Raw genomic sequence first — 23,424 nt, forward strand, 5'->3', positions numbered from 1 at the left:
GTGCGGGCGCGCCCGGGGGTCTTTGTCCGCTAAGCCGGTGCCCGGCTCCCTGCTACGCGCCCTCCCCCCGGCCTGCGGGGCCCCCGCGCCGCGGCCCCGCCCCCGCGGCGCGGCGTCCGCTCAGGCCGTGCGACGGACGTTGGTGATCAGGAAGCCGCTCGGCGGGAGCGTCGGCATCCGGTGCAGGCTCAGCGCCAGGTCCTGCGGGGGTACGTCGTAGCGCATCGTGGTGGTCAGGTGGGTCACCGCCCGCTTCATCAGCTCGATCGTGATCCACTCACCGGCGCAGCGGTGGCCGGCCAGGTGGTCGCCGCCGCCCTGCGGGACGAGGGCGAACGGGTCGCCCCGCCAGCCGGTGAAGCGTTCCGGCCGGAACAGCTCCGGCTCCGGCCAGAGGACCCGGTGGTGGTTGGTGCCGTACAGGTCCAGCAGCACCCGCCGGCCGCGCGGGAAGTGGTAGCCCTGCCAGTCGAACGAGCGGCGGACCCGGGCGGCGGCCACCGGAAAGAAGGGGTAGTAGCGGCGTACCTCCTGCACGAAGCTCTCGGCGGCCTCCCCGCTCTCGCGGACCCGCTGCCGCCACGCCGGGTGGTCGTGCAGGGCCAGCGCGGCGAAGACGACGAAACGGTCGACGGCGACCGTGGGGCGCAGCACGTTGAGCAGTTCGACGGCGGCTGTCCGGCGGGGGAGCAGCCGTCCGTGGGCGTCCCGGTGCTCGGCGATCACCCGTAGCGCGCTGCCTTCGGGGGCCGGGAGCGTGCCGGCGCGCTCCCGGTCGACGATCTGTTCGATCCAGCGCTCACCCCGGCGGCGACCCCACAGACCACGCCAGTGCGGGGGACCGAGCGCCGCCGGCCCCTCGATCATGGCGTGCAGCTCGGCGGTCCGTCGCTGCGCCTCGGAGCCCGCCAGCGGTACGCCCGCCCAGGCGCAGACCGCGCGGGTCAGCATCCGGCCGACCTCGTCGTACAGCCGCACCGGGCCGGCTGTCTCCCAGGCCGGTACGCGGGCCCGCCACTCGTCGTCGAAGAGCTGCGCGAGGTGCCGGATCGCGGTCGGCGTCATGATCGACATGAACATGGCCTTGCGGTCGGCGTGGTCGGCCCCGTCGAGGCCCTGCACGCCGCCCCGGCCGGTGAGGGTGCGCTGCGCCCGTTTCGGCATCGCGCCCGCCCGCGCGAAGCGCTCGGTGTCGTAGAAGAGTTCCGCCGCGGGCCGGCCGCGCAGGCAGATGGTGGGTTCCAGCAGCAGTCGGGCCTGGAAGATGTCGCTGCCGTGCCGGTCGCAGCGTCGGCCGATGAAGCGATAGCCGTCCCGCAGGAACGCCAGCGTGCTGTCGGGGACGCGCTCCGTCGGGATGGTCGCCATCGGGCCTCCTGACCGGTGTGGCGGCCGTTGCCGGCCGGATCCTCGTCCGTCGTCTTGGTCTACCCAGGCCGGCGTGGCTGAATCTCGCCGGACGGGGCGGCGGGCGCCCCCGGGTCGGGCGCGGTCGTTCGCGCTGTCCGTCGCCGCCCGCGGTCGTTCGCGCTGTCCGTCGCCGCCCGCGGCGCGCACCGGCCGGCCGGGCGGCGAGCAGACCGGGTGGCGAGCAGGCCGGGCGGAGAGCAGACCGGACGGCGAGCAGGCCGGGCGGAGAGCAGGCCGGGCGGAGAGCGGACCGGGTGAAGAACAGACGTGCGGGGAGGGGGCCAGTGGACGGCGGGTCTGCTGGCCCCTCCCAGGAGCGCGGGAAGCTGGTTGGCTCGGGGAGCGGTCCGATGGTCGGGTCGCCGACGGCGTGCCGACGACCGGCAGCCGGCTGGAACGCGGGCGGGCCACTCCGGAGGGACCCCGCCCATGAACGTCATGGGGAGGGCGCGATGCGCGACAACAGGCCACCGTACTGGCGGCAGCGGCGGGCGGTGGAGGCGCTCGGCGCGGCACGGGAGCCGGCCGACGCGTCGTTGATCGCGCCGACCCGTCGCCCGGCGCGGCCGGACCGGTTCTTCACCGTGCACCTCGGCTTCACCGCGTCCGACACGGAGACGGCCCGGGAACTCGCGGTGGGATACGCGGAGGCGCTGAGCCTGCTGCGGCCCGAGTTGGCCCTGGGCGCCTCGGCGCTGTCGCCGGCCGACGCGTGGCAGCGGGCCGAACGGCTGTTCTGCGGTGCGTCCGGCCCGGACGGCGAGCGTTGCGTCGACGTGGCCGGCCACCCCGGGTTCCACCACGCCCCGGGGCCGGGCGGGCTGGGCTGGGGCGACGGAGATTAGCCGGCCCGCATCGACATTGTCCTATTGCACAGCCTGTGCGACCGCGAGTAACTTGGCACCGTTGCCGAGCCGAGCCGGCCCCGCACCCGTACGTCGCACTCGTCACGAGCGCGCCGCGCACCGCCATTCGCGTGCGCCTGGGCAGGCGTGCCTGTGCCCCGACCTGTCGGGGCCTCACCCTGAGGTAGGCAATGAAGAGAAGACTTCTCTCCGTCGGCGCTGCGCTGCTCGCCGTCGCCGCGTCCGTCCTGGTGTTCGTCAAGCCGGCGGACGCGGCCGTGGGGCTGCACATCGACGGACGCAACATCGTCGAGGCGAACGGCCAGCCGTTCGTCATGCGGGGCGTCAACCACCCCCACGTCTGGTACACGGGCGAGACCGACTCGTTCGCCGACGTCAAGGCGCTCGGCGCCAACACCGTCCGGGTGGTGCTGGGCACCGGCAAGCGCTGGGGCCCGTCCACCGACGTCGCCAACGTGATCTCGCTGTGCAAGCAGCACCGGATGATCTGCGTACTGGAGGTCCACGACACCACCGGCTACGGCGAGGAGGGCGCCGCCGCGTCGCTCGACGAGGCGGTCGACTACTGGATCAGCCAGAAGAGCGCGCTCGTCGGCCAGGAGAACTACGTCGTCATCAACATCGGCAACGAGCCGATCGGCAACGTCAACGCCGGCCAGTGGACCGCCGCGACCACCGCCGCGATCACGAAGATGCGCGCCAACGGCTTCGAGCACCTGCTCATGGTCGACGGGCCCAACTGGGGCCAGGACTGGCAGTACGTCATGCGGGACAACGCGCAGACGATCCTGGACGCCGACAGCCGGCACAACACCGTGCTGTCCATCCACATGTACGCCGTGTTCAACACGGCCGCGGCCATCACCAACTACCTGGACCGGTTCGAGGACAACGGCTGGCCGCTGGTCATCGGCGAGTTCGGCTGGCGGTTCAACGCCAACGAGGTCGACCACGAGACGATCCTGGCCGAGGCTCAGGCCCGTGGCCTGGGCTACCTCGGCTGGTCCTGGAGCGGCAACACCGACCCGATCCTGGACATGGCCACCAGCTTCGACCCCACACGACTCACCACCTGGGGCGAGCGGATCTTCAACGGCGCCAACGGCATCAGGGCCACCGCCCGGGAGGCCACGATCTTCGGTGGTGGGCCGAGTCCCACCGCGACGGTGACGCCCACGGTCAGCCCGACGGTCTCGCCGACCCCGACGGACCCGCCCACCCCCACCCCGACCAGCGGCAGCAAGTCCTGCACCGCCGCCTACCGGATCGTGGGCCAGTGGCCGGGCGGCTTCCAGGGCGAGATCCGGATCACCGCCGGGAGTGCGGCGATCAGCGGCTGGACCGCGGCGTGGACCCTCGCCTCCGGCCAGGCCGTCAACCAGGCCTGGAACGCGACGGTCACCACCAGCGGATCCGCCGTCACCGCGCGCAACGTGAGCTACAACGGCAGCCTCAGCCCGGGTGCCGAAACGGTCGTCGGCTTCCTCGGCTCGTGGAGCGGCACCAACCCCATCCCGCCCCTGACCTGTACCGCCACCTGACCGACCGGCGTGCGGGCCGGGCGCGCCAACCGCGCCCGGTCCGCACCCCGGCGGCACATCGGATGTTCCGCCCGACGAACACGCCCGGCGGCCGCCCCGACCGTGCCGCGGGCAGGGCCGTCAGGCCGGATTCAGGCCAGGTCGAACTCGCCGTCCTGGGCGCCGGCGACGAAGGCGTCCCACTCGGCCTGCGTGAAGACCAGGACGGGGCCCTCCGGCTCCGCGGAGTTGCGCATACCGATCAGGTCGTCGACGAACGCGACCTCGACGGCGCTGTCGGAGGTGTCGCCCTCGGCCCGCTGCCAGACCGCCCGGGAGAGGTCGAAATCGCCCTTGGGGTGCGAAGCCATCGTTCAGTCCTCCAGTGCCAGGGGGTTATGGGGAGACACGTCCGGTTCCCCATCGGGCAGGATAAGCGGATGCCGAGCCTGACCCGTGTAGAGGCGACCGCGCGTGGCGCGGCGATTACTGTCGAGTCCTATCAGGTGGACCTGGACCTCAGCGGCGACGGCGAGCGCTTCCGCTCCGACGTCACGATCCGCTTCCGGGCCACCGACGCGGAGACCTTCGTCGAGGTCCAACCCGCGAAACTGCTGGCGGTACGCCTCAACGACCGCGACGTCGACCCCGCCACGCTGGCCGGCAACCGGCTGCCGTTGACCGGGCTGGCCGGGACCAACACGCTCACCGTCTCCGCCGAGATGGCGTACTCGAACACCGGCGACGGGATCCACCGCTTCGTCGATCCCCTCGACGGCGAGACCTACCTCTACGCGATGTCCTTCCTGGACAACGCGCAGCGCATCTTCGCCGCCTTCGACCAGCCCGACCTGAAGGCCCCGTTCACCGTGTCGGTCACCGCCCCGCCGCACTGGGTCGTCGCGGCCAACGGCCAGCTCGCCGCCACGCCGCGCCCCGGGCGCTGGGAGTTCGCCCCGACGGCACCGCTGGCCACGTACTTCGTCTCGCTCGTGGCCGGTCCCTGGCACGTCCGGCGGGACGAGCACGACGGCATCCCGCTCGGCCTCTACTGCCGGCGCTCCCAGGCGGCACACCTCGACGCCGACGCCGACGAGATCTTCACCGTCACCAGGCAGTGCCTCGACCGGTTCCACCAGCTCTTCGCCGAGCGCTACCCGTTCGGCAAGTACGACCAGGCGTTCGTGCCGGAGTTCAACGCCGGCGCGATGGAGAACCCGGGCCTGGTCACCTTGCGCGACGACTACATCTTCCGCTCCGCGGTCACCGACACCGAGCGGGAGCGACGCGCCACCACCATCGCCCACGAGATGGCGCACATGTGGTTCGGCGACCTGGTCACCATGCGCTGGTGGGACGACCTGTGGCTGAACGAGTCCTTCGCGGAGTACCTCGGCACCCGGGTGACCGCCGAGGCGACCCGGTTCGACCGGGCCTGGACGACGTTCGCCATGCGCCGCAAGGCCTGGGGCTACGCGGCCGACCAGCGCCCCTCGACCCACCCCGTGGCGCCCGAGCGGGTCGCCGACGCCGCCGAGGGCCTGCTCAACTTCGACGGCATCTCGTACGCCAAGGGCGCCAGCGTGCTGCGGCAGCTGGTCGCCTGGCTCGGCGACGACGCCTTCCTCGCCGGCCTCAACGCCCACTTCGCGAAGCACCGGTTCGGCAACGCCACCCTGACCGACCTGCTCGGCAGCCTCGCCGCCGCGGCCGGGCGCGACCTGTCCGGCTGGGCGGAGCGCTGGCTGCGCTCGGCGCAGGTCAACACGCTGCGCGCCGAGGTCACGGTCGACGCGGACGGCCGCTACACCGAGGTGGCGATCGGACAGACCGCCCCCGAGTCGCATCCGGTGCTGCGCCCGCACCGGATCGGCGTCGGCCGGTACGCCGCCGACGGCACGGTCGCCCGGACGGAGGTCGATCTCGCGCCGGACGCCGACGGCGGCCGGACGGTGCTCACCGGGCTGGTCGGCGAGCCGGCGGCCCGGCTGCTGCTGCCCAACGACGGTGACCTGACGTTCGCCAAGATCCGTCTCGACCCCGGGTCGGCGGACGCCGTGCCGCTGGTGCTGCCCGGCCTGGCCGACCCGCTGGCCCGGGCGCTGCTCTGGGGTGAGGCGCTGGACGCCGTGACCGACGGGGAGCGGCCGGTCGCCGGCCTGGTCGCCCTGATCGCCGCCGCGCTCCCCGTCGAGACCGAGGTGATCATCGCCGAGGACGTGCTCACGCTCAGCCGCTCGCTGGTCGACCGCTACCTCGACCCGCTCGCCCGCGAGGCCGCCCTGACGCAGGTCGCCGACGCCTGCCAGAAGCTGCTCGACGGCGCCCCTCCCGGCGGGTCGCTCCAGCTCGCCGCGGCCCGGGGCTGGCTCTCCGCCAGCACCGACACCGACCGGCTGGCCGGCTGGCTCGCCGGCCGGAACGTCCCGCCGGGCCTCGCCGTCGACGCCGAGCTGCGCTGGGCGCTGCTGCTCCGGCTCGTCGTGCTCGGCGCCGCCGGCGCGGCGGAGATCACCGCCGAGGCGGCGGCCGACCCGAGCGCCAGCGGCGCCGAGCGGGCCGCCCAGTGCCGGGCGGCACTGCCCGACCCGGCCGGCAAGCGGGCCGCGTGGGAGATCGTCGTGTCGAACACCGAGCTGTCCAACCGGCTCGTCGAGGCGACCGCGCAGGGCTTCTGGCAGCCCGAACAGGCCGAGCTGACCGCCGGCTACGTCGAGCGGTACTTCGCCGACATGCCGGCCGCCGCACGGTTGCGTACGTCGTGGGTGGCGGACTATGTCGCGACCCTGGCCTTTCCCCGCTACGCCGTGACGCAGCCCACCCGGGAGGCGGCCGCGGCGCTGCTGGCCCGCGACGACCTCACCCCCGGCCTGCGCCGGGTGGTGACGGACGCCGACGACGACCTGCGGCGGGCCCTGGTGGCCCGGACGGCGGTCGCCGCGGCGGCGGCGTGACGCCGCCCACCGAACGGGAGAGCCCGGCGGCCCGGACGGGCCGCCGGTTCCGCCCGGCCTAGGATCGCGGGGTGGAGGAAGACATCCGGCGGGTCGGCATCATGGGCGGCACCTTCGACCCGATCCACCACGGGCACCTGGTCGCGGCGAGCGAGGTGGCGGACCGGTTCGGGCTGGACGAGGTGGTCTTCGTCCCCACCGGCCAGCCGTGGCAGAAGGCGGACGAGACGGTCACCCCGGCGGAGGACCGCTACCTGATGACGGTCATCGCCACCGCCTCCAACCCCCGTTTCCAGGTCAGCCGGGTCGACATCGACCGGGGCGGCCCGACCTACACCGTCGACACCCTGCGTGACCTGCACGCCGAGTACGGCCCGAAGGTGCAGCTGTTCTTCATCACCGGGGCCGACGCGCTGGAACGGATCCTCTCCTGGAAGGACCTGGACGAGATCTTCGAGCTGGCCCACTTCATCGGCGTGACCCGGCCGGGCTTCGAGCTGACCGCCGCGCACCTGCCGGCCGACGCGGTGAGCCTGGTGCAGGTCCCGGCGATGGCCATCTCGTCCACGGACTGCCGGGCGCGGGTCGCCCGGGGGGAGCCGGTCTGGTATCTCGTACCGGACGGTGTGGTGCAGTACATCGCCAAGCGACGCCTCTATCAGCCGTGATTCGGCCCGGTATCGGGTGGTTCGGGCGGGTAACGCGCCAGAACTGACGAGTCGGGATTCCGCCGGGTGTGAGACGCTTGGAGCATCGCACGGTTGATCGAAGGAGAACGGTGACAGTTTCCGAACGCGCTCACGAGTTGGCGATCGCCGCCGCCCAGGCTGCGGCCGACAAGAAGGCGCAGGACATCGTCATCATCGACGTGGGCGACCAGCTCGCCATCACCGACGCGTTCCTGCTGGCGGCGGCTCCCAACGAGCGTCAGGTGCTCGCCGTCGTCGACGCCATCGAGGAGCGGCTGCTCCAGCTGCCGGAGAAGGCCAAGCCGGTCCGGCGTGAGGGCGAGCGGGGCGGCCGGTGGGTGCTGCTCGACTACGTCGACATCGTGGTGCACGTCCAGCACACCGAGGAACGCGAGTTCTACGCCCTCGACCGGCTCTGGAAGGACTGCCCGACGATCCCGTTCGTCGACCGGGACCTCGTCGACGCCGAGTCCGGCACCGGCTCCACCAACGCCGAATGACCCGCCTGATCGTCTGGCGGCACGGCAACACCGACTGGAACGCCACCAACCGCATCCAGGGGCAGACCGACGTACCACTGAACGACCTCGGCCGCGAGCAGGCCCGCGCGGCCGCGCCCCTGCTCGCCGCGCTGCGGCCCGATGCCATCGTGGCCAGCGACCTGAGCCGCGCGGCCGACACAGCCGCCGCGCTGGCCGCGCTGACCGGGTTGCCGGTGCGCACCGACGCGCGGCTGCGGGAGCGGCACTTCGGGTCCTGGCAGGGGCTCGCCCGCACCGAGGCCGCGGCGCGCCACCCCGCCGAGTACGCGCGCTGGCTGGCCGGCGACCCGGACCCGGGCTCCGGGATCGAGAGCCTCGACGCTCTCGGCAAGCGGGTCGGCACCGCGCTGGCCGACGCCGCCGCGCTCGGCGGCACCGTGGTGGTGGCCACCCACGGCGGCGCGGCCCGCCAGGGCTGCAGTCACCTGCTCGGCTGGGATCCCGCCGTCGCGCGCGTGGTCGGCGCGTTGCAGAACTGCCACTGGACCGAGCTGCGGAACGACGACGACCGCGGCTGGCACCTGCGCGCCCACAACGTAGGCCTGATCACTGTGCCGGTGACCACCGAGCCGGTCTGACCCCGGTGTCCACCAGCCGCATCGGCTAGCCTGCCGGGCATGCCCGTCGCGGTCGTCACCGACTCCACCGCCTACCTCCCACCCGAGCTGCTGCGCGCCCACCGGCTGACGGTGGTGCCGCTGGCCGTCGTGCTCAACGGCGCCGAAGGGCTGGAGGGCGTGGAGACCACCCCGGCCGACGCCACCCGGGCGTTGGGCGGCCGGCGGGTCTCGGTCAGCACCTCCCGCCCTGCCCCGGAGCAGTTCGCCCGGACCTACCGGGAGCTGTTCGACGCCGGCGCCGACGGGATCGTCTCGGTGCACCTGTCGGCCGAGCTCTCCGGCACGGTGGAGGCCGCCCGGCTGGCCGCCGCCGAGTTCGACGACCGGGTCGCCGTGGTCGACAGCCGCTCGACGGGCATGGGCCTCGGCTTCCCCGCCGTCGCCGCCGCCACCGCCGCCGAGCGCGGCGGGGACCTGCCGGGCGTACGCGACGCGGCGGTCGACGCCGTCGCCCGTACCAGCATCTGGTTCTACGTCGACACGCTGGAGTTCCTCCGCCGGGGCGGCCGGATCGGCGCGGCCGAGGCGCTGCTCGGCACCGCGCTGTCGGTCAAGCCGATCATGCACATGCCGGACGGCACGATCGTCCTCAAGGACAAGGTGCGTACCGCCAGCCGGGGTGTCGCCCGCCTGGTCGATCTGGCGGTCGAGGCGGCCGGTGACGCGGAGGTCGACCTGGCCGTGCACCACCTCGCCGCACCGCAGCGGGCCGAGGCGCTGCTGGAGACGTTGCGGGCCCGGCTGGGCGACCGCCTGCACGACACGTACGTCTCGGAGGCCGGCGCCGTCGTCGCCGCGCACGCCGGTCCGGGCCTGGCCTGCGTGGTCGTGCACCGTCGCCCGCCCACCACCCGCTAACGTCGATCCCGCGACGGCCACGCCCGCCGACGCTGTCGGCCTGCCCCGCCGGACGGGGCAGCAGGGCGTCCGGCGCGCGGGTGACGGCCCGGCCGCCCGCGAAGGGCGGGGGTGCCGTGGCCCGTCGACGTGGACGCCGATCTCGATGCGGCGGGAAAACGGGGGAGGACGCGATGTCCTGCGTGGTCACCGGTGGCGGGCGCGGCGTCGGTCGCGCCGTCGTGGAGCGGCTCCTCGACGCGGGGGACTCGGTCGTGGTGATCGAGTACGACCCGGACGCGGTGGCGTGGCTGACCGCGCATCCGGCCGCCGACCGGCTGGCTGCGGTCGTCGGTGACGCCGCCGACGAGCGGGTCGCCGCCCGCGCCGCCGACCTCGCGGAACGGACCGGGCCGCTGACCGGCTGGGTCAACAACGCGGCGGTGTTCCGGGACGCCTCGCTGCACGCCGCACCGGTCGGCGAGGTGCTCGACCTGATCGGGCGCAACCTGCGTCCCGCCGTGGTCGGGGCCGCGACGGCGGTGCGTCGTTTCCTGGCCGCCGACACCGGCGGGGCCATCGTGAACGTCTCGTCCCACCAGGCCCGCCGGCCGGTGCCCGGCTGCCTGCCGTACGCCACCGCCAAGGCGGCCGTCGAAGGGCTGACCCGGGCGCTGGCCGTCGAGTACGGGCCACGGGGCGTGCGGACCAACGCGGTGGCGCTGGGCTCGATCGCCACCGAGCGGCACACCGCCTTCCTGGCGGGTCAGGAGCCGGCCACGGCGGAGTGGATCGACGCCGAGCTGACCCGGCTGCACCCGGTCGGCCGGATCGGCCGGCCGGAGGAGGCCGCGGCGGCGGTCGCGTACCTGCTGTCACCGGCGGCGAGCTTCGTCAACGGGGTGACCCTGCCGGTGGACGGCGGACGGTCCGTGTTCGGCCCGGATCCGGAGGCACGCTGAGCTGGGAATCTCTGGGCGCTAGCACATCTCGCACATGATCAGGGGGTTGTCCACAGGAGCCTCCGTCGTCCACAGCCGGTCGCCGGGCAGCCCGCCGGCCCGCCGCCGCGGTCCTAGCCTCGCCTGGTGTCAGACGACGAGGAGACGGTGGTACGGGAACGGTTGCGCCGGCTGGTGGGGGCGCCGCCGGCCGTTGCCGCCGGCCCGGACGGCCTGTCGTCGCCGGCCGGCTCACCCGGTCCGGGGCTCCTGCCCCCGGAGGCTCCCGAAACTGCCCCGACCGCGGCATCCGCACCTGCCCCGATCTCGGCCTTCGTATCGGCCCCGATCGCAGCGTCCACATCGGCCCGGGTCGCGGCCGGCGTGGCGGCGCTGCCGGAGCCCGATCCGCCGGGGCAGGCACCGGGGGCGGGTGCCGAGACCGCCGCGCCGTCCCGGTTGGCGGGGCCGGGCGCGTTCGACCCCGGGCGGCGCGGCGTGCGGGCGCTGGCCGTCGTCGCCGCGCTGGTGGTGCTCGGGGCCGGCCTCTGGGCCTGGCGGTCCCGGCCGCAGGCCGAGCCGGTCCACCCGGTGGCCACGGCCGAGGCACCCGGAGCGGCGACGGGGCTCGCCGAGCCTGCCGCGAGCCCGGCCGGTGAGCTGGTGGTCGCGGTCGCCGGCAAGGTGCGCCGTCCCGGGCTGGTCCGGGTCCCGGCCGGTGCGCGGGTCGCCGACGCCGTCGAGGCGGCCGGCGGGGCACTGCCGGGGGTGGACGTGGCCCTGCTCAACCCGGCCCGCAAGCTCACCGACGGGGAGCTGATCCTGGTCGGTGTCGCGGCACCGCCGGGCGCGGCGCCCTCGCCGGGTACGGCGGCCGGTGGCGCGCCGGGAACGGCGCCGGGTGCGGGTGGCCGGCTCAACCTCAACACCGCGACGCTCGCGCAGCTCGACGCGCTGCCGGGAGTCGGCCCGGTGCTCGCCCAGCGCATCCTCGCCCATCGCGACCAGCACGGCGGCTTCCGCTCGGTCGGCGACCTACGCCAGGTCGACGGCATCGGCGACGCCCGCTACGAGCAGCTCAAGGACCTGGTGACGGTGTGACGGCGGGCAGCCGGCGCGCGCGGGCGGACAGGTCGCCACCGGCGGCGCCCGTTGCCGGCAACGCGGGCCGTTCCGGTGGGGCCGGTCCCGGCGGTGGGGCCGGTTCCGGCGGTGGGGCCGGTTCCGGCGGTGGGGCCGGTTCCGGCGGTGGGGCCGGTTCCGGCGGTGGGGCCGGTTCCGGCGGCGCCGACCGTTCCGGTGGTTGGGGCGGTTCCGGTGGTGCGGGCCGTTCCGGTGGTGCGGGCTTCTCGGAGGGTGTCGGCCGTTCGAGCGAGGTCGACCTGCGGCTGGCCGGCCTGGCGGTGGCCGCCTGGCTCGCCGCGCTGGCCGGGCTGCACCTGACCGCTGGCGTGACACTGCTCGTGGCCGGGGCGGCGGCCGGGGCGGCCGGCCTCGGTGGACTGCACCTGGCCGGAGTCCTCGGACGGCCGTCCGCGCCGGTCCAGCGGTACGGCTGGATCGTCGTCGCCGTGCTGCTCGGCGTGGTCTGCGGCGCGACGGCGACCGCCGCGCGACTGTCCGTACGCGACGCCGGGCCGGTCCGCGCCCTGGTCGAGGAGCGTGCCACCGTCACCGCCGAGCTGGTCGTCCGCGACGATCCCCGCCCGGTACGCGGCGTCGCCGGACGCCCGGCCACCCTGCTCGTGTCGGCCGAGCTGGCCCGGGTCACCGGCCCGGACGGGCGGCGGATCTCCGCGCCGGTCCGGGTGCTGGTCCTGGCCACTGGTCCCGGCTGGCGAGGGCTGCTGCCCGGGCAGCAGCTGACCGCCGAGGGGCGGCTCGCGGCGCCGCGCGGGGGCGACCTGACGGCGGCCGTGCTGAGCGCGGCCGGCCCGCCCGTGCCGCACGGCGCGGCGCCGTCGTCGCAGCGGGCCGCCGGAGCGCTGCGCGCCGGCCTGCAACGTGCCTGTGCGCCGCTCCCCGACGAGCAGGGCGGTCTGCTGCCGGGGCTGGTGGTCGGTGACACGAGCCGGCTGCCGCCCACGGTCGAGGAGGACTTCCTCGCCACCGGCATGACCCATTTGAACGCGGTGTCCGGCTCCAACGTGGCCATCGTCGTCGGCGCCGTGCTGCTGGTGGCCCGCTGGGCGCGGGCCGGTCCCTGGCTGGCCGCCGGGCTCTGCGGGCTGGCCCTGGTGGGCTTCGTCATCCTGGTACGCCCGTCGCCGAGCGTGGTGCGGGCCGCCACCATGGGCGCGATCGGGCTGGCCGCCCTGGCGGCCGGGCGTCCCCGGGCGGCGCTGCCCGCCCTGTCCGCCGGGGTGACCGTGCTGGTGCTGCTCGACCCGGAGCTGGCCGGTGACGCCGGCTTCGCACTCTCCGTACTGGCCACCGGCGGCCTGTTGCTGCTCGCCCCGAGGTGGCGCGACGGGCTGCGCCGGCGTGGCGTGCCGGCCGGGCTCGCCGAGGCGCTGGCCGTGCCGGCCGCCGCACAGCTCGCCTGCGCGCCGGTGGTGGCCGGGATCTCGGGCACCGTGAGCCTGGTCGCCGTGCCCGCGAACCTGCTCGCGGTGCCGGCGATCGCGCCCGCCACGGTGCTCGGCGTGCTGGCGGCGGCGGTGTCGCCCGTCTGGCCCGCCGGCGCGGAGTTCGTCGCGTGGCTGGCCAGCTGGCCGGCCTGGTGGCTGGTCACGGTGGCCCGGCACGGGGCGCGACTGCCGTCCGGGACGCTGCCGTGGCCGGGCGGGGTGACCGGGGCGCTGCTGCTGGCCGGGCTGACCGTCGCGCTGCTGGTGGCCACCCGGCACCCGGTGGTCCGCCGGCTGGTGGCGGTGGTCGTCGTCGCGGTGCTGGCCGGCACGCTGCCGATCCGGGTGGCGGCCCCCGGCTGGCCCCCGGCGGGCTGGGTGGTGGCCGTCTGCGCGGTCGGCCAGGGCGACACCGTGGTGCTGCCGGTGGCGGCCGGCCGGGCGGTGGTGGTCGACGCCGGTCCGGATCCGGCGGCGGCGGACGGCTGCCTGCGCCGGCTGGGCGTACGCGAGGTGACGCTGCTGGTGGTCAGCCACTTCCACGTGGACCACACCGGCGGCGTCGCGGGTGTGTTCCGGGGGCGACGAGTGGACGCCGTGCTCACCCCGCAGTGGCCGGAGCCCGCTGCCGGGAGGGAGTTGGTCCGGGCCGAGGCGGCGGCGCACTCGGTCGGCGTGGTGGCGGGTGCCGCCGGCTGGCGGTACCGGGAGGGCGGGGTCGAGTTCACCGTGATCGGCCCGCCCCAGCCGATGCGGGGCACCCGGTCGGATCCGAACAACAACTCCCTGATGCTGCTCGCCACCGTATCCGGCGTCCGGATCCTGCTCGCCGGGGACGCCGAGACCGAGGAGCAGCGGGCACTGCTTGACGGCACCGCGTCTGGCGGGCTGCGGGCCGAGGTGCTGAAGGTCGCACACCACGGTTCGGCCTACCAGGACCCGGCCTTCCTGGACGCGGTCCGCCCCTTGGTCGCCCTCGTGCCGGTGGGAGCGGGCAACACGTACGGCCATCCCAACGCGGCGGTGCTCGGGCGCCTGGCCCGGGGCGGGGCGCGGGTGTTGCGTACCGACACGGACGGGGACGTGGCGGCGGTGGTCAGCCGGGCGGGTCTCGCGGTGGCGACGCGCGGCACGCCGCCCGGCCGGCAGCCGTAGGAGATCGATGTCGATTCTAGGCATTAACGCGAGATTGAGATTAATGTCTGGATTTGCGTGGAGTGCGGGCTCCGCAACCGAAGTGCCGACGAGCAGGCTGGATCCGGCCGCCGGCCGTGCGAATATGGGCGGCGTGACCGCCAGCCTCGCTCCTATTCTGCTCGTCCTCGGCGACGAGGAGCTGCTCGCCACGCGTGCGGTCACCGAAGCCGTTGCGAAGGCCCGCAGCGTCGACCCCGACGTGGACGTCCGCGAGTACCAGGCCGGCACCCTGGTCGTCGGGGAGATCGCCGAGATGCTCAGTCCCTCCCTCTTCGGCGGGCGGCGGGTGCTGGTGCTCCGCGCCGGTCAGGACGCCCGCAAGGACCTGGTGGCCGCCCTGCTGGCGTACGCGAAGAACCCCGACCCGGACGTGCAACTGGTGGTGCTGCACCTCGGCGCGGCCAAGGGCAAGGCGTTCGCCGACGGGCTGAAGGCGGCCGGTGCCACGGTGGTGCCGGCGGCCAAGCTCAAGGGGCACCGCGAACGGGTGGCCTTTGTCCGGGACGAGATCCGCCGGGCCGGCGGGAAGTGCACCGACGACGCCGCCGAGACGCTGATCGCCGCGGTCGGCAACGACCTGCGCGAGCTGGCCGCCGCCTGCTCCCAGCTGATGGCCGACACCGACGGCCGGATCGGTGCCGACACGGTCGCCCGCTACTACCGGGGCCGGGTGGAGGTGACCGGCTTCACCGTCGCCGACGCCGCCATGGTGGGCGACGTGCCGGGGGCACTGGAGGCGCTGCGCTGGGCGCTGCACGTGGGGGTCGACCCGGTGCCGATCGCCGACGCGATCGCGGACGGCGTCCGCACCGTGGCCCGGGTCGCCGCCGCCGGTCGGGGCGACCCCTACCAGCTGGCGGGCACCCTCGGCATGCCGGCGTGGAAGATCAGGTCCGCGCAGCAGCGGGCCCGCGGCTGGACGCCCGAGGGGCTGGTCCAGGCGATGCGGGCCGCCGCCGAGTGCAACGCGGCCGTCAAGGGCGGCTCGGACGACCGGGCGTACGCGCTGGAGCGGGCTGTCTTCTCGGTCGCGGCCGCCCGGCAGGGCGGCGCCCGGTGAGCGGATCGCCCCGCGGCTCGTGGGCCATGGTCCCCGCCGACGAGGAGCGTTACCGCCCGCTCTACGCCCGCCTTCTCGGCCTGCGGTTCGTCAACCCGGGCGGGGTGCTCTGCTTCCTCTTCTTCGAGGGCGCCGTCGCGCTCGCCGCCCTGCTCGCCCTCGCCGAGCTGGTCACCTGGTGGGCGGTGCTGATCCTGCCCGCCACGGTGGCGGCGATGGTGAAGCTCAACGACATGGTGGCCGCAGCGGTGGTCCGGTCCGCCGCCCTCGTGCCCGAGCAGGAGCGGGACCGCTTCCGGCAGCAGATGGAGCCCGTGGTCGGGCGGGCCAGGGTCGACTGGGTCAGGCACACCGTGCCCGGCGTCGTCGTCGCGGCGTCGTCGGTGCCGCGCGCCACGCGGGCCGTACGCGACGGGCAGGCGCACCCGAACCTGCGGCACGCCCCGGGGGACGGGGTCGGCCGCACCGGCGCCGAGTTCGGCCCGCAGCCTGCCCACCGTGATCCGCTGAGCTGACGGTCTCCCGCCCGCCGCCGGACAGAGTCCGGCCCCGCTGCGGGCCCTTGCCATCCGCGGCGGGCACCGCACGATTGAATCTTGGTAGGAAAGTGCCCCTCTGGGGGCCATTCCCTACCAAGATCTCTGGCGTGGCGCCATCTGGTGACGCCAGCCGAGCGTGTCAGCCGGGGGCGGAAACGGCAGCGGGTGGTGCGGAACGTGGGAACGCCGACAGCCGGAAACCCCGGGCAGTGCCCGGGGTTTCCGGTCAGGTCTGAGGTCGACTCGTCAGGCGGAGAGCGACACCACGCGCTTGGCGATCGCGGACTTGCGGTTCGCGGCCTGGTTCGAGTGGATCACGCCCTTGCTGACCGCCTTGTCCAGCTTGCGCGAGGCGTCCTGCATGAGGGCGGTGGCCTTCTCGACGTCACCGGCCTCCGCAGCCTCGTGGAACTTCCGGACGGCGGTCTTCAGCGACGACTTGACCGACTTGTTACGCAGCCGGCGCTTCTCGTTCTGCCGGTTGCGCTTGATCTGGGACTTGATGTTCGCCACGCGACAGCCTCGTCTTGATAGCTCGGGTTGGTCTGCTTCCGCGCGCGACGAGCATGCGTCATCGCTGCGCGAAGAGCCAGGTTACCAGGTCGCCTGGGACGAGCCAAAACGGCTCCGCCCCCACCGATGGGGCGGAGCTGCCGGACGACGACCACCGCCACCAGTCCCAGGCCCGACACGCCTCAGCCAGGCCCAGGCACGCCAGGGCCGGCCCACCGACCGCCAAGGCCCACGAGCCAGCCGAGGCCCATGAGCCAGTCAAGCCCACGCGAGCCGAGGCCCACGGGAACCAAACCCACGCGTTCGGTCAGGTCCAGCCCTGCCGGCGGGCCAGCCAGCCGAGTGACTGCGTCCCGCTCCACCACTGGTGCGCGGGCAGATGTGGCGACGCCGTAGCGGGCGTCGAGGCGGCCGTGGTGAGGAAGTAGCCGGCGAGCGCGGCGAGGGCGGCGTCCAGCGCGTCGGGGGGTGCGCCCGCCGCCGCCGGGTGCCGGGCGAAGAGCGCGTCGGCGTCCAGCCCGTCGGCGTACGCGGTGAGGAGCAGGGTCGCCAGGTCGAACCAGGCCGGCCCGTGACAGACCCAGGTCCAGTCGCAGAACCAGGCCCGCCCCGCCCGGTCGATCAGCACGTTGTCCAGCCGGAGGTCGCCGTGGAGCAGGCCGGTGGCTCCGGCGGCGTACCCGGGGAGGCGGGACTCCAGCGCGACCAGCTCGGGCAGGCGGTCCCGGAGCGGCGTGGGCAGCGGCGGGACGGGCTCCCGGCCGGTGACGACGTCGCCCCAGCAGAGGATGTCCTCCCGCGCCAGGTCGGCGAGGTGGGGCAGCCCGAGGCCGACCAGCCCGGCCGGGGGCGCGGCCAGCGCGGCGGCGACGTCCGCGTACCCGGTCAGGGTGGCGGTCAGCTCGGCCGGGGCCCAGGGCAGCCGGGGAGTGTGCCCGTCGACGGCGTCCAGGCAGAGCACGAACCAGCCGGCCTCGTAGAGCGTCCATCGGGGGCGGGGCGCCCGTGGCCCCGCCGGGAGCCGGTCGAGGATCGCGGCCTCCCGGGCGTACCAGTCGACCAGTCGCGGTTGCTCGGCGGCGGGCGCGGCCTTGACGAAGGCCCGGCCTCCGGCGGCGGTCTGGAGCACGGCGGCGAAGCCCCGGGTGAAGCCGGCGCCGGCGACCCGGGCCGCGACCACCGGCGCGCCGAGCCGGTCGCCGATCGCGGTGCGCAGCGCCGCCGGCAGCGTCGACCACGCGGGCCGGCGGGCGGTCGCGTGGTACGGCACGGGCGGCGGGGACGTGGAGGTCACGCCACCATGCTGCCCGTCGGCTGCCCGCACCGCACCGGGACGGGGCGGGCCGCACCAGGACGGCCCGCACCGCACCAGGACGGTGCGGGCCGCGCCCAGGGAGTTGCCGCGGCGGTCGGTGCCCGCGACCCGCCGGGCTGCTCGCGCCGTGGACGAGGGCGGCCGGTGTGGTCTGCCAGACTGCCAGGCCATGAGGACCGACGACTTCTGGCAGTTGATCGACCGGGCCCGGGCCGGCGGCGGGGGAGAGCCGCACGCGGTGGCCGGGCGGGCCGTCGCCCTGCTCGCCGAGCGCGATCCGGAGGAGATCGTCGGGTACGCGCGTCACCAGGCCCGGGTGCTGGCCGCGTCGCACCGGGTCGACCTCTGGGGCGCCGCCTACCTGATCAACGGTGGCGTGTCCGACGAGGGTTTCCACCACTTCCGGGGCTGGCTGATGACCCAGGGCCGCGAGGTGTTCGCCCGGGCCGTCGCCGACCCGGACTCGCTGGCCGGATTGCCGCAGGTGCGGGCGGCCTCGCTCAGCGGGGAGGAGTTCTCCGCCGCGGGGATGCTGGCGGTGCCGTGGGACGCGTACCGCCGGGCCACCGCGTCGGAACTGCCGGCGGACCGGGAGCCGGTGCCGGTGCCGGACCTGAACGACTTCTGGGACTTCGACGACGAGGAGGAGGCGAAACGGCGGCTGCCCAGGCTCGCCGCGCTCTTCGTCGAGCCGCCCGTCGAGTGACCCGCCCGCCGGCAGGGGCGCCTTCGCGACGACGGTGCGCGGGGCGGTGCCGGCGGCGGGGATCGCCCGCGCAGCGGAGACGCGGCGGGGACGTGGGAGCATAGAGGGGGCCGGTGTCGCCGGCCCGCTCACGTCAGCCGACCAGAACGGACCGCTGTGCCACCGACGCTCGATTCCGGCGCGAACGCTCCTGGTGCCACCGACCCGGCGCGCATCCGGAACTTCTGCATCATCGCCCACATCGACCACGGGAAGTCGACCCTGGCCGACCGGATGTTGCAGCTCACCGGTGTGGTCGACCCCCGGCAGATGCGTGCGCAGTACCTCGACCGGATGGACATCGAGCGCGAGCGCGGCATCACGATCAAGAGCCAGGCCGTCCGGATGCCCTGGACCGTCCGGGAGGGCGACCGGGCCGGGGAAGCCGCCGTGCTCAACATGATCGACACCCCGGGCCACGTCGACTTCACCTACGAGGTGTCCCGGTCGCTGGCCGCCTGCGAGGGGGCGATCCTGCTGGTCGACGCCGCGCAGGGCATCGAGGCGCAGACCCTGGCGAACCTCTACCTGGCGCTCGAGAACGACCTGCACGTCATCCCGGTGCTCAACAAGATCGACCTTCCGGCCGCCCAGCCGGAGAAGTACGCCGAGGAACTGGCGCACCTCATCGGCGGCGACCCGGAGGACTGCATCAGGGTCTCCGGCAAGACCGGCGAGGGCGTGCCGTACCTGCTCGACGAGATCGTCCGGCAGTTCAAGCCCCCGGTCGGCGACGCCGAGGCGCCCGCCCGGGCCATGATCTTCGACTCGGTCTACGACGTGTACCGGGGTGTGGTCACCTACGTCCGGGTCATCGACGGGCGGATCAGCGCCCGCGACCGGATCAAGATGATGTCCACGGCGGCCGTGCACGAGCTGCTGGAGATCGGTGTCATCTCGCCGGAGATGGTGAAGGCCGACGCGCTCGGCGTCGGCGAGGTGGGCTACCTGATCACCGGCGTGAAGGACGTCCGGCAGTCCCGGGTCGGTGACACGGTCACCATCAACTCCCGGCCGGCGACGGAGGCCCTGGGCGGCTACAAGGACCCGAAGCCGATGGTCTACTCGGGCCTCTACCCGATCGACGGATCCGACTATCCCAACCTCCGTGAGGCGCTGGACAAGCTCAAGCTCAACGACGCCGCGCTCGACTACGAGCCGGAGACGTCGGGCGCGCTCGGCTTCGGCTTCCGCTGCGGCTTCCTCGGCCTGCTGCACCTGGAGATCATCCGGGAGCGGCTGGAGCGCGAGTACAACCTCGACCTGATCTCCACCGCGCCGAACGTGGTCTACCGGGCCATCACCGAGGACGGTCAGGAGATCGTCGTGACGAACCCGAGCGAGTACCCCACGGGCAAGATCGCCGAGGTGCACGAGCCGGTCGTGCGCGCCACCGTGCTCACCCCGAACGACTACGTCGGCGCGGTGATGGAGCTCTGCCAGGGCCGCCGGGGCAGCCTGCTCGGCATGGACTACCTCTCCGCCGACCGGGTGGAACTGCGCTACACCCTGCCCCTCGCGGAGATCATCTACGACTTCTTCGACCAGTTGAAGAGCCGCACCAAGGGCTACGCCTCGCTGGACTACGAGCCCTCCGGCGAGCAGGCGTCCGACCTGGTGAAGGTCGACATCCTGCTGCACGGCGAGCCGGTGGACGCGTTCAGCGCGATCGTGCACAAGGACAAGGCGTACAACTACGGCGTCACGATCGCGGCGAAGCTGCGCAACCTGATCCCGCGCCAGCAGTTCGAGGTGCCGATCCAGGCGGCGATCGGCAGCCGGGTGATCGCCCGGGAGACGATCCGGGCGATCCGCAAGGACGTGCTCGCCAAGTGCTACGGCGGTGACATCAGCCGTAAGCGCAAGCTGCTGGAGAAGCAGAAGGAGGGCAAAAAGCGGATGAAGATGGTGGGCCGGGTCGAGGTCCCCCAGGAGGCCTTCATCGCCGCGCTCTCCTCCGACTCCGGCGACGGCAAGGCCCCCGGCAAGAAGTGACGCGCCGCCGGTCCGGCGGATGACGACGTACGACGGCCGGCGCCCCGGCCCGGGCTGCGACCCTCTGGTGTCCCACCCGGGCCGGAGCGCCGGCCGTTCCGTCGTAGGAAATTTTCGGCTCGCCGGGAAGGGCTCCGCCCGCCGCCCGGACGTGCCGTCACCTGCGCGGATGATCGCGCGATGGTGATCATCTCGCGGCCCGCCGCCGGTGTGCCGCCCGCCTCTCGGAATCGATCCGGTTTGGATTTTCGGTCGGTCGGGAACCTAACCGTCACGACAGGAACACCACAGACCGTGGATCTGAAAACTTCTGAGAAGGAGGGCGACGTGGAGCTCACCGTTTGGGGCATCGTCACTGCGCTCATCGTTGGTCTCATCGTCGGCGCTCTGGGTCGCCTGCTCGTGCCAGGCCGCCAGAACATGCCGATGTGGCTGCACATGCTGATCGGCGTCGGTGCCGCGCTGTTGGGTACCGTGCTGGCCCGCGCGATGGGCATCGCCACGGAGACGTCTGGTGTCGACTGGGGCGAGCTGCTGGTCCAGGTGGTGCTGGCGGCGATCGCCGTGGCCCTGGTCGCCGGTGTGGGTGGCCGCCGCAGCGTCACCCACCGGTAACCCGCGCACAGACCGAACCGAACGGGCGCCCGACCGACAGGTCGGGCGCCCGTTCGTCTGGGTACGACCGTTTCGCCCGCCGCCGCGCCGCGCGTGATCCACCCGCTGCGGTACCGTCGCCTGTCTTTCGCCGAAGCGCCCACTGTCGTAAAGGAATTTTTCCTACTAAGGTGCGGCGGAGAAGGTTAGTGCCAAGCGGCATGAGGGAGATATGGCGTGAACAGGTGGAAGCGGCTGGCCCCGGTCACCGCCGTCGTGGCCTCGGCCGCGATGGTCCTGGCCGGTTGCGGTGGCTCCGACGAGGAGAAGGCTGCCGACAACAGCAAGCTCACGGTCTGGATGATGGGCGAGGGCAGCGAGGCCCAGACGAAGTTCCTCGACAGCGTCGAGACCGAGTTCCGGCAGAAGCACCCGGACACCGACGTGGTGGTCCAGTACATCCCCTGGCTCGAGGCGCCGAAGAAGTTCCAGGCCGCCCTCGCCGGCGGTGAGGGACCGGACGTCACCGAGCTGGGCAACACCGAGACCCAGGGCTGGGCGGCGCAGGAGGCCCTGGCCGACGTGACCGACAAGATGAACGGCTGGGCCGAGGGCAAGGACATCCTCCCCGACCTGGTGAAGAACGCCCAGCTCGACGGCAAGCAGTACGGCGTGCCGTGGTACGCCGGCGTCCGGGCGATGTACTACCGCACCGACTGGTTCGCCGAGGCGGGCGTGAAGCCGCCGACGAACTGGGAGGAGCTGGTGTCCGCCGCCAAGGCCGTGCAGGCCAAGAAGCCGAACACGTACGGCATCGCCCTGCCCGGCAACTCCGAGCTGCCCTTCTACTCGTTCCTCTGGGGCGCCGGGGCGGAGATCGCCACCCAGCAGGGCGACTCCTGGAAGTCCGGCTACACCACGCCCGAGGCGCAGAAGGCCGTCAAGTTCTGGACCGACCTGGTGACCGTGCACAAGGTGGCCCCGCCGGCCGCCGCCGGCTGGAACGAGATCGACGCGCGCACCCAGTTCGCCACCGGCAAGGCGGCGATGGCCTTCGGCGGTAGCTGGCAGCAGGGCGCCATCAAGAAGGACAACCCGGAGATCGAGAAGGTCTGGGGCACGTTCCCGATCCCCGGTCCCGACGGCAAGGCCGCGCCCGGCTTCGCCGGCGGCTCCGACATCGCGATCTGGAAGGACAGCGAGCGGCAGAGCCTCGCCTGGGACTACCTGACCGTGCTGCTGAGCAAGAAGAACGACCAGGCCTTCGCCGACAGCCTCGGCTTCTTCCCGGTCTACAAGGACCTGGTCGGTGGCGACAAGTACGCCAGCGACAAGATCATGGCGGCGTTCGCCACCACGATGCAGAACACCAAGCTCACGCCGCTCACCCCCAAGTGGGTGGAGGTCAGCCGCACCAAGACGGTGACCCAGGCGATGAACAGCTCGGTCATGAAGGGTCAGAAGACGGTCGAGAAGGCTACCGCCGACGCGGCCACGGAGATGGAAAGCATCCTCAACTCCAAGTGACCACGCTGACCGAGGCGCCGGAGACGGCCGCCGCGCGGGAGACCCCCGCGCGGCGGCGTCGCCGGGTGGACCGCCTGCCGTACCTGCTGCTCCTGCCCTGCCTGGTGATCATCGGCGTGCTGCTGCTCTGGCCGCTCGGCCAGGTGGTGGTGATGTCCTTCCACCGGCTCAACAACGTCCGACAGCTGCGCGGCGACCGCGAGTGGCCGTGGGTGGGGCTGGGCAACTACGCCGAGATCCTCGGTGACCCCTTCTTCCTGACGGTGCTGCGCAACACCGTCCTGTTCGCCGTGGCCAACGTCGTGCTCACGATGATCCTGGGCACCCTGGTCGGGCTGCTGCTCAACCGGCTCGGCAAGCGGATGGCCGCCTTCGTGGCGAGCTGCGTGATGCTCGCCTGGGCCACCCCGGCGCTGACCGGCACGATCGTCTGGAAGTGGATTTTCGACGACACCAGCGGCCTGGTCACCTGGCTGTTCAACGCGTTGCCCGACGGGCTCTCGCAGAGCCTCTTCGGGCGCAGCGACTGGACCGGCTACGGCTGGTTCAACTCGCCCCTGCTGTTCTTCTCGATCCTGACCCTGGTGGTGGTCTGGCACTCGTTCCCGTTCATCGCGGTCAGCGTGCTGGCCGGGTTGAAGAGCGTGCCGAGTGAGCTGCACGAGGCGGCCCGGGTCGACGGGGCCGGGCCGTGGAAGGTGTTCTGGAAGATCACCTTCCCGCTGCTGCGGCCGGTCTTCGGGATCCTGATCGTGCTCTCCACCATCTGGGACTTCAAGGTCTTCACCCAGCAGTTCGTGCTGGCGGGCGGCACGCAGGACCGGCCGACGTTCATGCTCTCCATCTACTCGTACGCGGAGGCCTTCTCACCCCCGCCGAAGTACGGCCTCGGCGCCGCGATCGCGGTGATCCTCACCCTGATCCTGCTGGTGGTGACCGGCGTCTACGTCCGCATGGTGCTCAAGCAGGAGGAGGACGCGTGACGCGACG

At 73.5% G+C, this 23,424-nt stretch carries 21 protein-coding genes; 17 read left to right on the forward strand and 4 right to left on the reverse strand.

Annotation, left to right across the window (positions count from 1 at the left end; genetic code table 11):
• Positions 1–120: 120 nt before the first annotated feature.
• Complete coding sequence (locus tag ABZ809_RS28545) at positions 121–1,368, reverse strand: cytochrome P450 (protein ID WP_357565707.1); 1,248 nt, start codon at positions 1,366–1,368, stop codon at positions 121–123.
• A gap of 494 nt (positions 1,369–1,862) precedes the next feature.
• On the opposite strand from ABZ809_RS28545, the gene ABZ809_RS28550 reads away from it, so the two are divergent.
• Positions 1,863–2,255 (forward strand): hypothetical protein, encoded by a 393-nt coding sequence (locus ABZ809_RS28550; protein WP_357565708.1) that lies wholly within the window; start codon positions 1,863–1,865, stop codon positions 2,253–2,255.
• A gap of 191 nt (positions 2,256–2,446) precedes the next feature.
• The gene (locus tag ABZ809_RS28555) at positions 2,447–3,817 is read left to right on the forward strand and encodes a cellulase family glycosylhydrolase (protein WP_357565709.1); all 1,371 of its coding nucleotides are present in this window, start codon (positions 2,447–2,449) and stop codon (positions 3,815–3,817) included.
• A 131-nt stretch (positions 3,818–3,948) separates the two neighbouring features.
• Here ABZ809_RS28555 and ABZ809_RS28560 read toward each other — a convergent pair whose 3' ends face one another.
• Entirely contained in the window at positions 3,949–4,167 is a 219-nt protein-coding gene (locus tag ABZ809_RS28560) for a DUF397 domain-containing protein (RefSeq protein ID WP_357565710.1), read from the reverse strand.
• Positions 4,168–4,236: 69 nt separating this feature from the next.
• Here ABZ809_RS28560 and pepN point away from each other — a divergent pair, with 69 nt between their 5' ends.
• The 10 genes from pepN to ABZ809_RS28610 all read left to right on the forward strand — a co-directional run bounded on the left by pepN (position 4,237) and on the right by ABZ809_RS28610 (position 15,721).
• Complete coding sequence (gene pepN, locus ABZ809_RS28565; RefSeq protein ID WP_357565711.1) at positions 4,237–6,750, forward strand: aminopeptidase N; 2,514 nt, start codon at positions 4,237–4,239, stop codon at positions 6,748–6,750.
• 71 nt (positions 6,751–6,821) lie between these two features.
• On the forward strand, positions 6,822–7,418 hold the full coding sequence (gene nadD, locus ABZ809_RS28570; protein ID WP_357565712.1) for a nicotinate-nucleotide adenylyltransferase: 597 nt from the start codon (positions 6,822–6,824) through the stop codon (positions 7,416–7,418).
• A gap of 110 nt (positions 7,419–7,528) precedes the next feature.
• Positions 7,529–7,939 carry a ribosome silencing factor gene (rsfS, locus tag ABZ809_RS28575; RefSeq protein ID WP_357565713.1) on the forward strand — a complete coding sequence of 137 codons (411 nt, stop codon included), beginning with the start codon at positions 7,529–7,531 and terminating at the stop codon, positions 7,937–7,939.
• Positions 7,936–8,559 (forward strand): histidine phosphatase family protein, encoded by a 624-nt coding sequence (locus ABZ809_RS28580; protein ID WP_357565714.1) that lies wholly within the window; start codon positions 7,936–7,938, stop codon positions 8,557–8,559. Before rsfS ends, ABZ809_RS28580 begins: the two co-directional genes overlap by 4 nt.
• Before the next feature lie 39 nt (positions 8,560–8,598).
• Complete coding sequence (locus tag ABZ809_RS28585; protein ID WP_357565715.1) at positions 8,599–9,459, forward strand: DegV family protein; 861 nt, start codon at positions 8,599–8,601, stop codon at positions 9,457–9,459.
• A gap of 173 nt (positions 9,460–9,632) precedes the next feature.
• The gene (locus ABZ809_RS28590; RefSeq protein ID WP_357565716.1) at positions 9,633–10,400 is read left to right on the forward strand and encodes an SDR family oxidoreductase; all 768 of its coding nucleotides are present in this window, start codon (positions 9,633–9,635) and stop codon (positions 10,398–10,400) included.
• Positions 10,401–10,526: 126 nt separating this feature from the next.
• Complete coding sequence (locus ABZ809_RS28595) at positions 10,527–11,480, forward strand: helix-hairpin-helix domain-containing protein (protein ID WP_357565717.1); 954 nt, start codon at positions 10,527–10,529, stop codon at positions 11,478–11,480.
• Positions 11,477–14,104, forward strand: coding sequence for a ComEC/Rec2 family competence protein (locus ABZ809_RS28600; protein ID WP_357565718.1), 2,628 nt, complete (start codon positions 11,477–11,479; stop codon positions 14,102–14,104). Before ABZ809_RS28595 ends, ABZ809_RS28600 begins: the two co-directional genes overlap by 4 nt.
• A 124-nt stretch (positions 14,105–14,228) precedes the next feature.
• On the forward strand, positions 14,229–15,206 hold the full coding sequence (gene holA, locus ABZ809_RS28605) for a DNA polymerase III subunit delta (protein WP_357565719.1): 978 nt from the start codon (positions 14,229–14,231) through the stop codon (positions 15,204–15,206).
• Positions 15,207–15,232: 26 nt separating this feature from the next.
• A complete protein-coding gene (locus tag ABZ809_RS28610; protein ID WP_357565765.1) occupies positions 15,233–15,721 on the forward strand; it encodes a hypothetical protein in 489 nt (162 codons plus the stop codon).
• Between the two features lie 270 nt (positions 15,722–15,991).
• On the opposite strand, the gene rpsT is transcribed toward ABZ809_RS28610, so the two are convergent.
• Both rpsT and ABZ809_RS28620 read right to left on the reverse strand, forming a co-directional pair.
• Positions 15,992–16,258, reverse strand: a complete 267-nt coding sequence (gene rpsT, locus ABZ809_RS28615) for a 30S ribosomal protein S20 (RefSeq protein WP_357565720.1) — start codon at positions 16,256–16,258, stop codon at positions 15,992–15,994.
• Between the two features lie 307 nt (positions 16,259–16,565).
• The gene (locus tag ABZ809_RS28620; protein ID WP_357565721.1) at positions 16,566–17,552 is read right to left on the reverse strand and encodes an aminoglycoside phosphotransferase family protein; all 987 of its coding nucleotides are present in this window, start codon (positions 17,550–17,552) and stop codon (positions 16,566–16,568) included.
• Positions 17,553–17,742: 190 nt separating this feature from the next.
• Here ABZ809_RS28620 and ABZ809_RS28625 point away from each other — a divergent pair, with 190 nt between their 5' ends.
• The 5 genes from ABZ809_RS28625 to ABZ809_RS28645 all read left to right on the forward strand — a co-directional run bounded on the left by ABZ809_RS28625 (position 17,743) and on the right by ABZ809_RS28645 (position 23,417).
• Positions 17,743–18,279 carry a DUF4240 domain-containing protein gene (locus ABZ809_RS28625; protein WP_357565722.1) on the forward strand — a complete coding sequence of 179 codons (537 nt, stop codon included), beginning with the start codon at positions 17,743–17,745 and terminating at the stop codon, positions 18,277–18,279.
• Positions 18,280–18,435: 156 nt separating this feature from the next.
• Positions 18,436–20,313, forward strand: coding sequence for a translation elongation factor 4 (lepA, locus tag ABZ809_RS28630; protein ID WP_357565723.1), 1,878 nt, complete (start codon positions 18,436–18,438; stop codon positions 20,311–20,313).
• 327 nt (positions 20,314–20,640) lie between these two features.
• On the forward strand, positions 20,641–20,928 hold the full coding sequence (locus tag ABZ809_RS28635) for a GlsB/YeaQ/YmgE family stress response membrane protein (protein WP_357565766.1): 288 nt from the start codon (positions 20,641–20,643) through the stop codon (positions 20,926–20,928).
• Between the two features lie 216 nt (positions 20,929–21,144).
• A complete protein-coding gene (locus ABZ809_RS28640; protein ID WP_357565724.1) occupies positions 21,145–22,434 on the forward strand; it encodes a sugar ABC transporter substrate-binding protein in 1,290 nt (429 codons plus the stop codon).
• Positions 22,431–23,417, forward strand: a complete 987-nt coding sequence (locus tag ABZ809_RS28645) for a sugar ABC transporter permease (protein WP_357565725.1) — start codon at positions 22,431–22,433, stop codon at positions 23,415–23,417. The genes ABZ809_RS28640 and ABZ809_RS28645 overlap by 4 nt, the downstream gene beginning before the upstream one ends.
• Positions 23,418–23,424: the final 7 nt, after the last annotated feature.

Origin of the sequence: Micromonospora sp. NPDC047074, from assembly GCF_040643815.1 — a bacterium.
GTDB lineage: Bacteria > Actinomycetota > Actinomycetes > Mycobacteriales > Micromonosporaceae > Micromonospora.

What these genes read in the sequence shown, in the direction of transcription:
- ABZ809_RS28545 (WP_357565707.1), bottom strand. Translation starts at nt 1,368, where the DNA reads ATGGCGACCATCCCGACGGAGCGCGTCCCCGACAGCACGCTGGCGTTC.
- ABZ809_RS28550 (WP_357565708.1), top strand. Translation starts at nt 1,863, where the DNA reads ATGCGCGACAACAGGCCACCGTACTGGCGGCAGCGGCGGGCGGTGGAG.
- ABZ809_RS28555 (WP_357565709.1), top strand. Translation starts at nt 2,447, where the DNA reads ATGAAGAGAAGACTTCTCTCCGTCGGCGCTGCGCTGCTCGCCGTCGCC.
- ABZ809_RS28560 (WP_357565710.1), bottom strand. Translation starts at nt 4,167, where the DNA reads ATGGCTTCGCACCCCAAGGGCGATTTCGACCTCTCCCGGGCGGTCTGG.
- pepN (WP_357565711.1), top strand. Translation starts at nt 4,237, where the DNA reads ATGCCGAGCCTGACCCGTGTAGAGGCGACCGCGCGTGGCGCGGCGATT.
- ABZ809_RS28580 (WP_357565714.1), top strand. Translation starts at nt 7,936, where the DNA reads ATGACCCGCCTGATCGTCTGGCGGCACGGCAACACCGACTGGAACGCC.
- ABZ809_RS28585 (WP_357565715.1), top strand. Translation starts at nt 8,599, where the DNA reads ATGCCCGTCGCGGTCGTCACCGACTCCACCGCCTACCTCCCACCCGAG.
- ABZ809_RS28590 (WP_357565716.1), top strand. Translation starts at nt 9,633, where the DNA reads ATGTCCTGCGTGGTCACCGGTGGCGGGCGCGGCGTCGGTCGCGCCGTC.
- holA (WP_357565719.1), top strand. Translation starts at nt 14,229, where the DNA reads ATGGGCGGCGTGACCGCCAGCCTCGCTCCTATTCTGCTCGTCCTCGGC.
- ABZ809_RS28610 (WP_357565765.1), top strand. Translation starts at nt 15,233, where the DNA reads ATGGTCCCCGCCGACGAGGAGCGTTACCGCCCGCTCTACGCCCGCCTT.
- ABZ809_RS28625 (WP_357565722.1), top strand. Translation starts at nt 17,743, where the DNA reads ATGAGGACCGACGACTTCTGGCAGTTGATCGACCGGGCCCGGGCCGGC.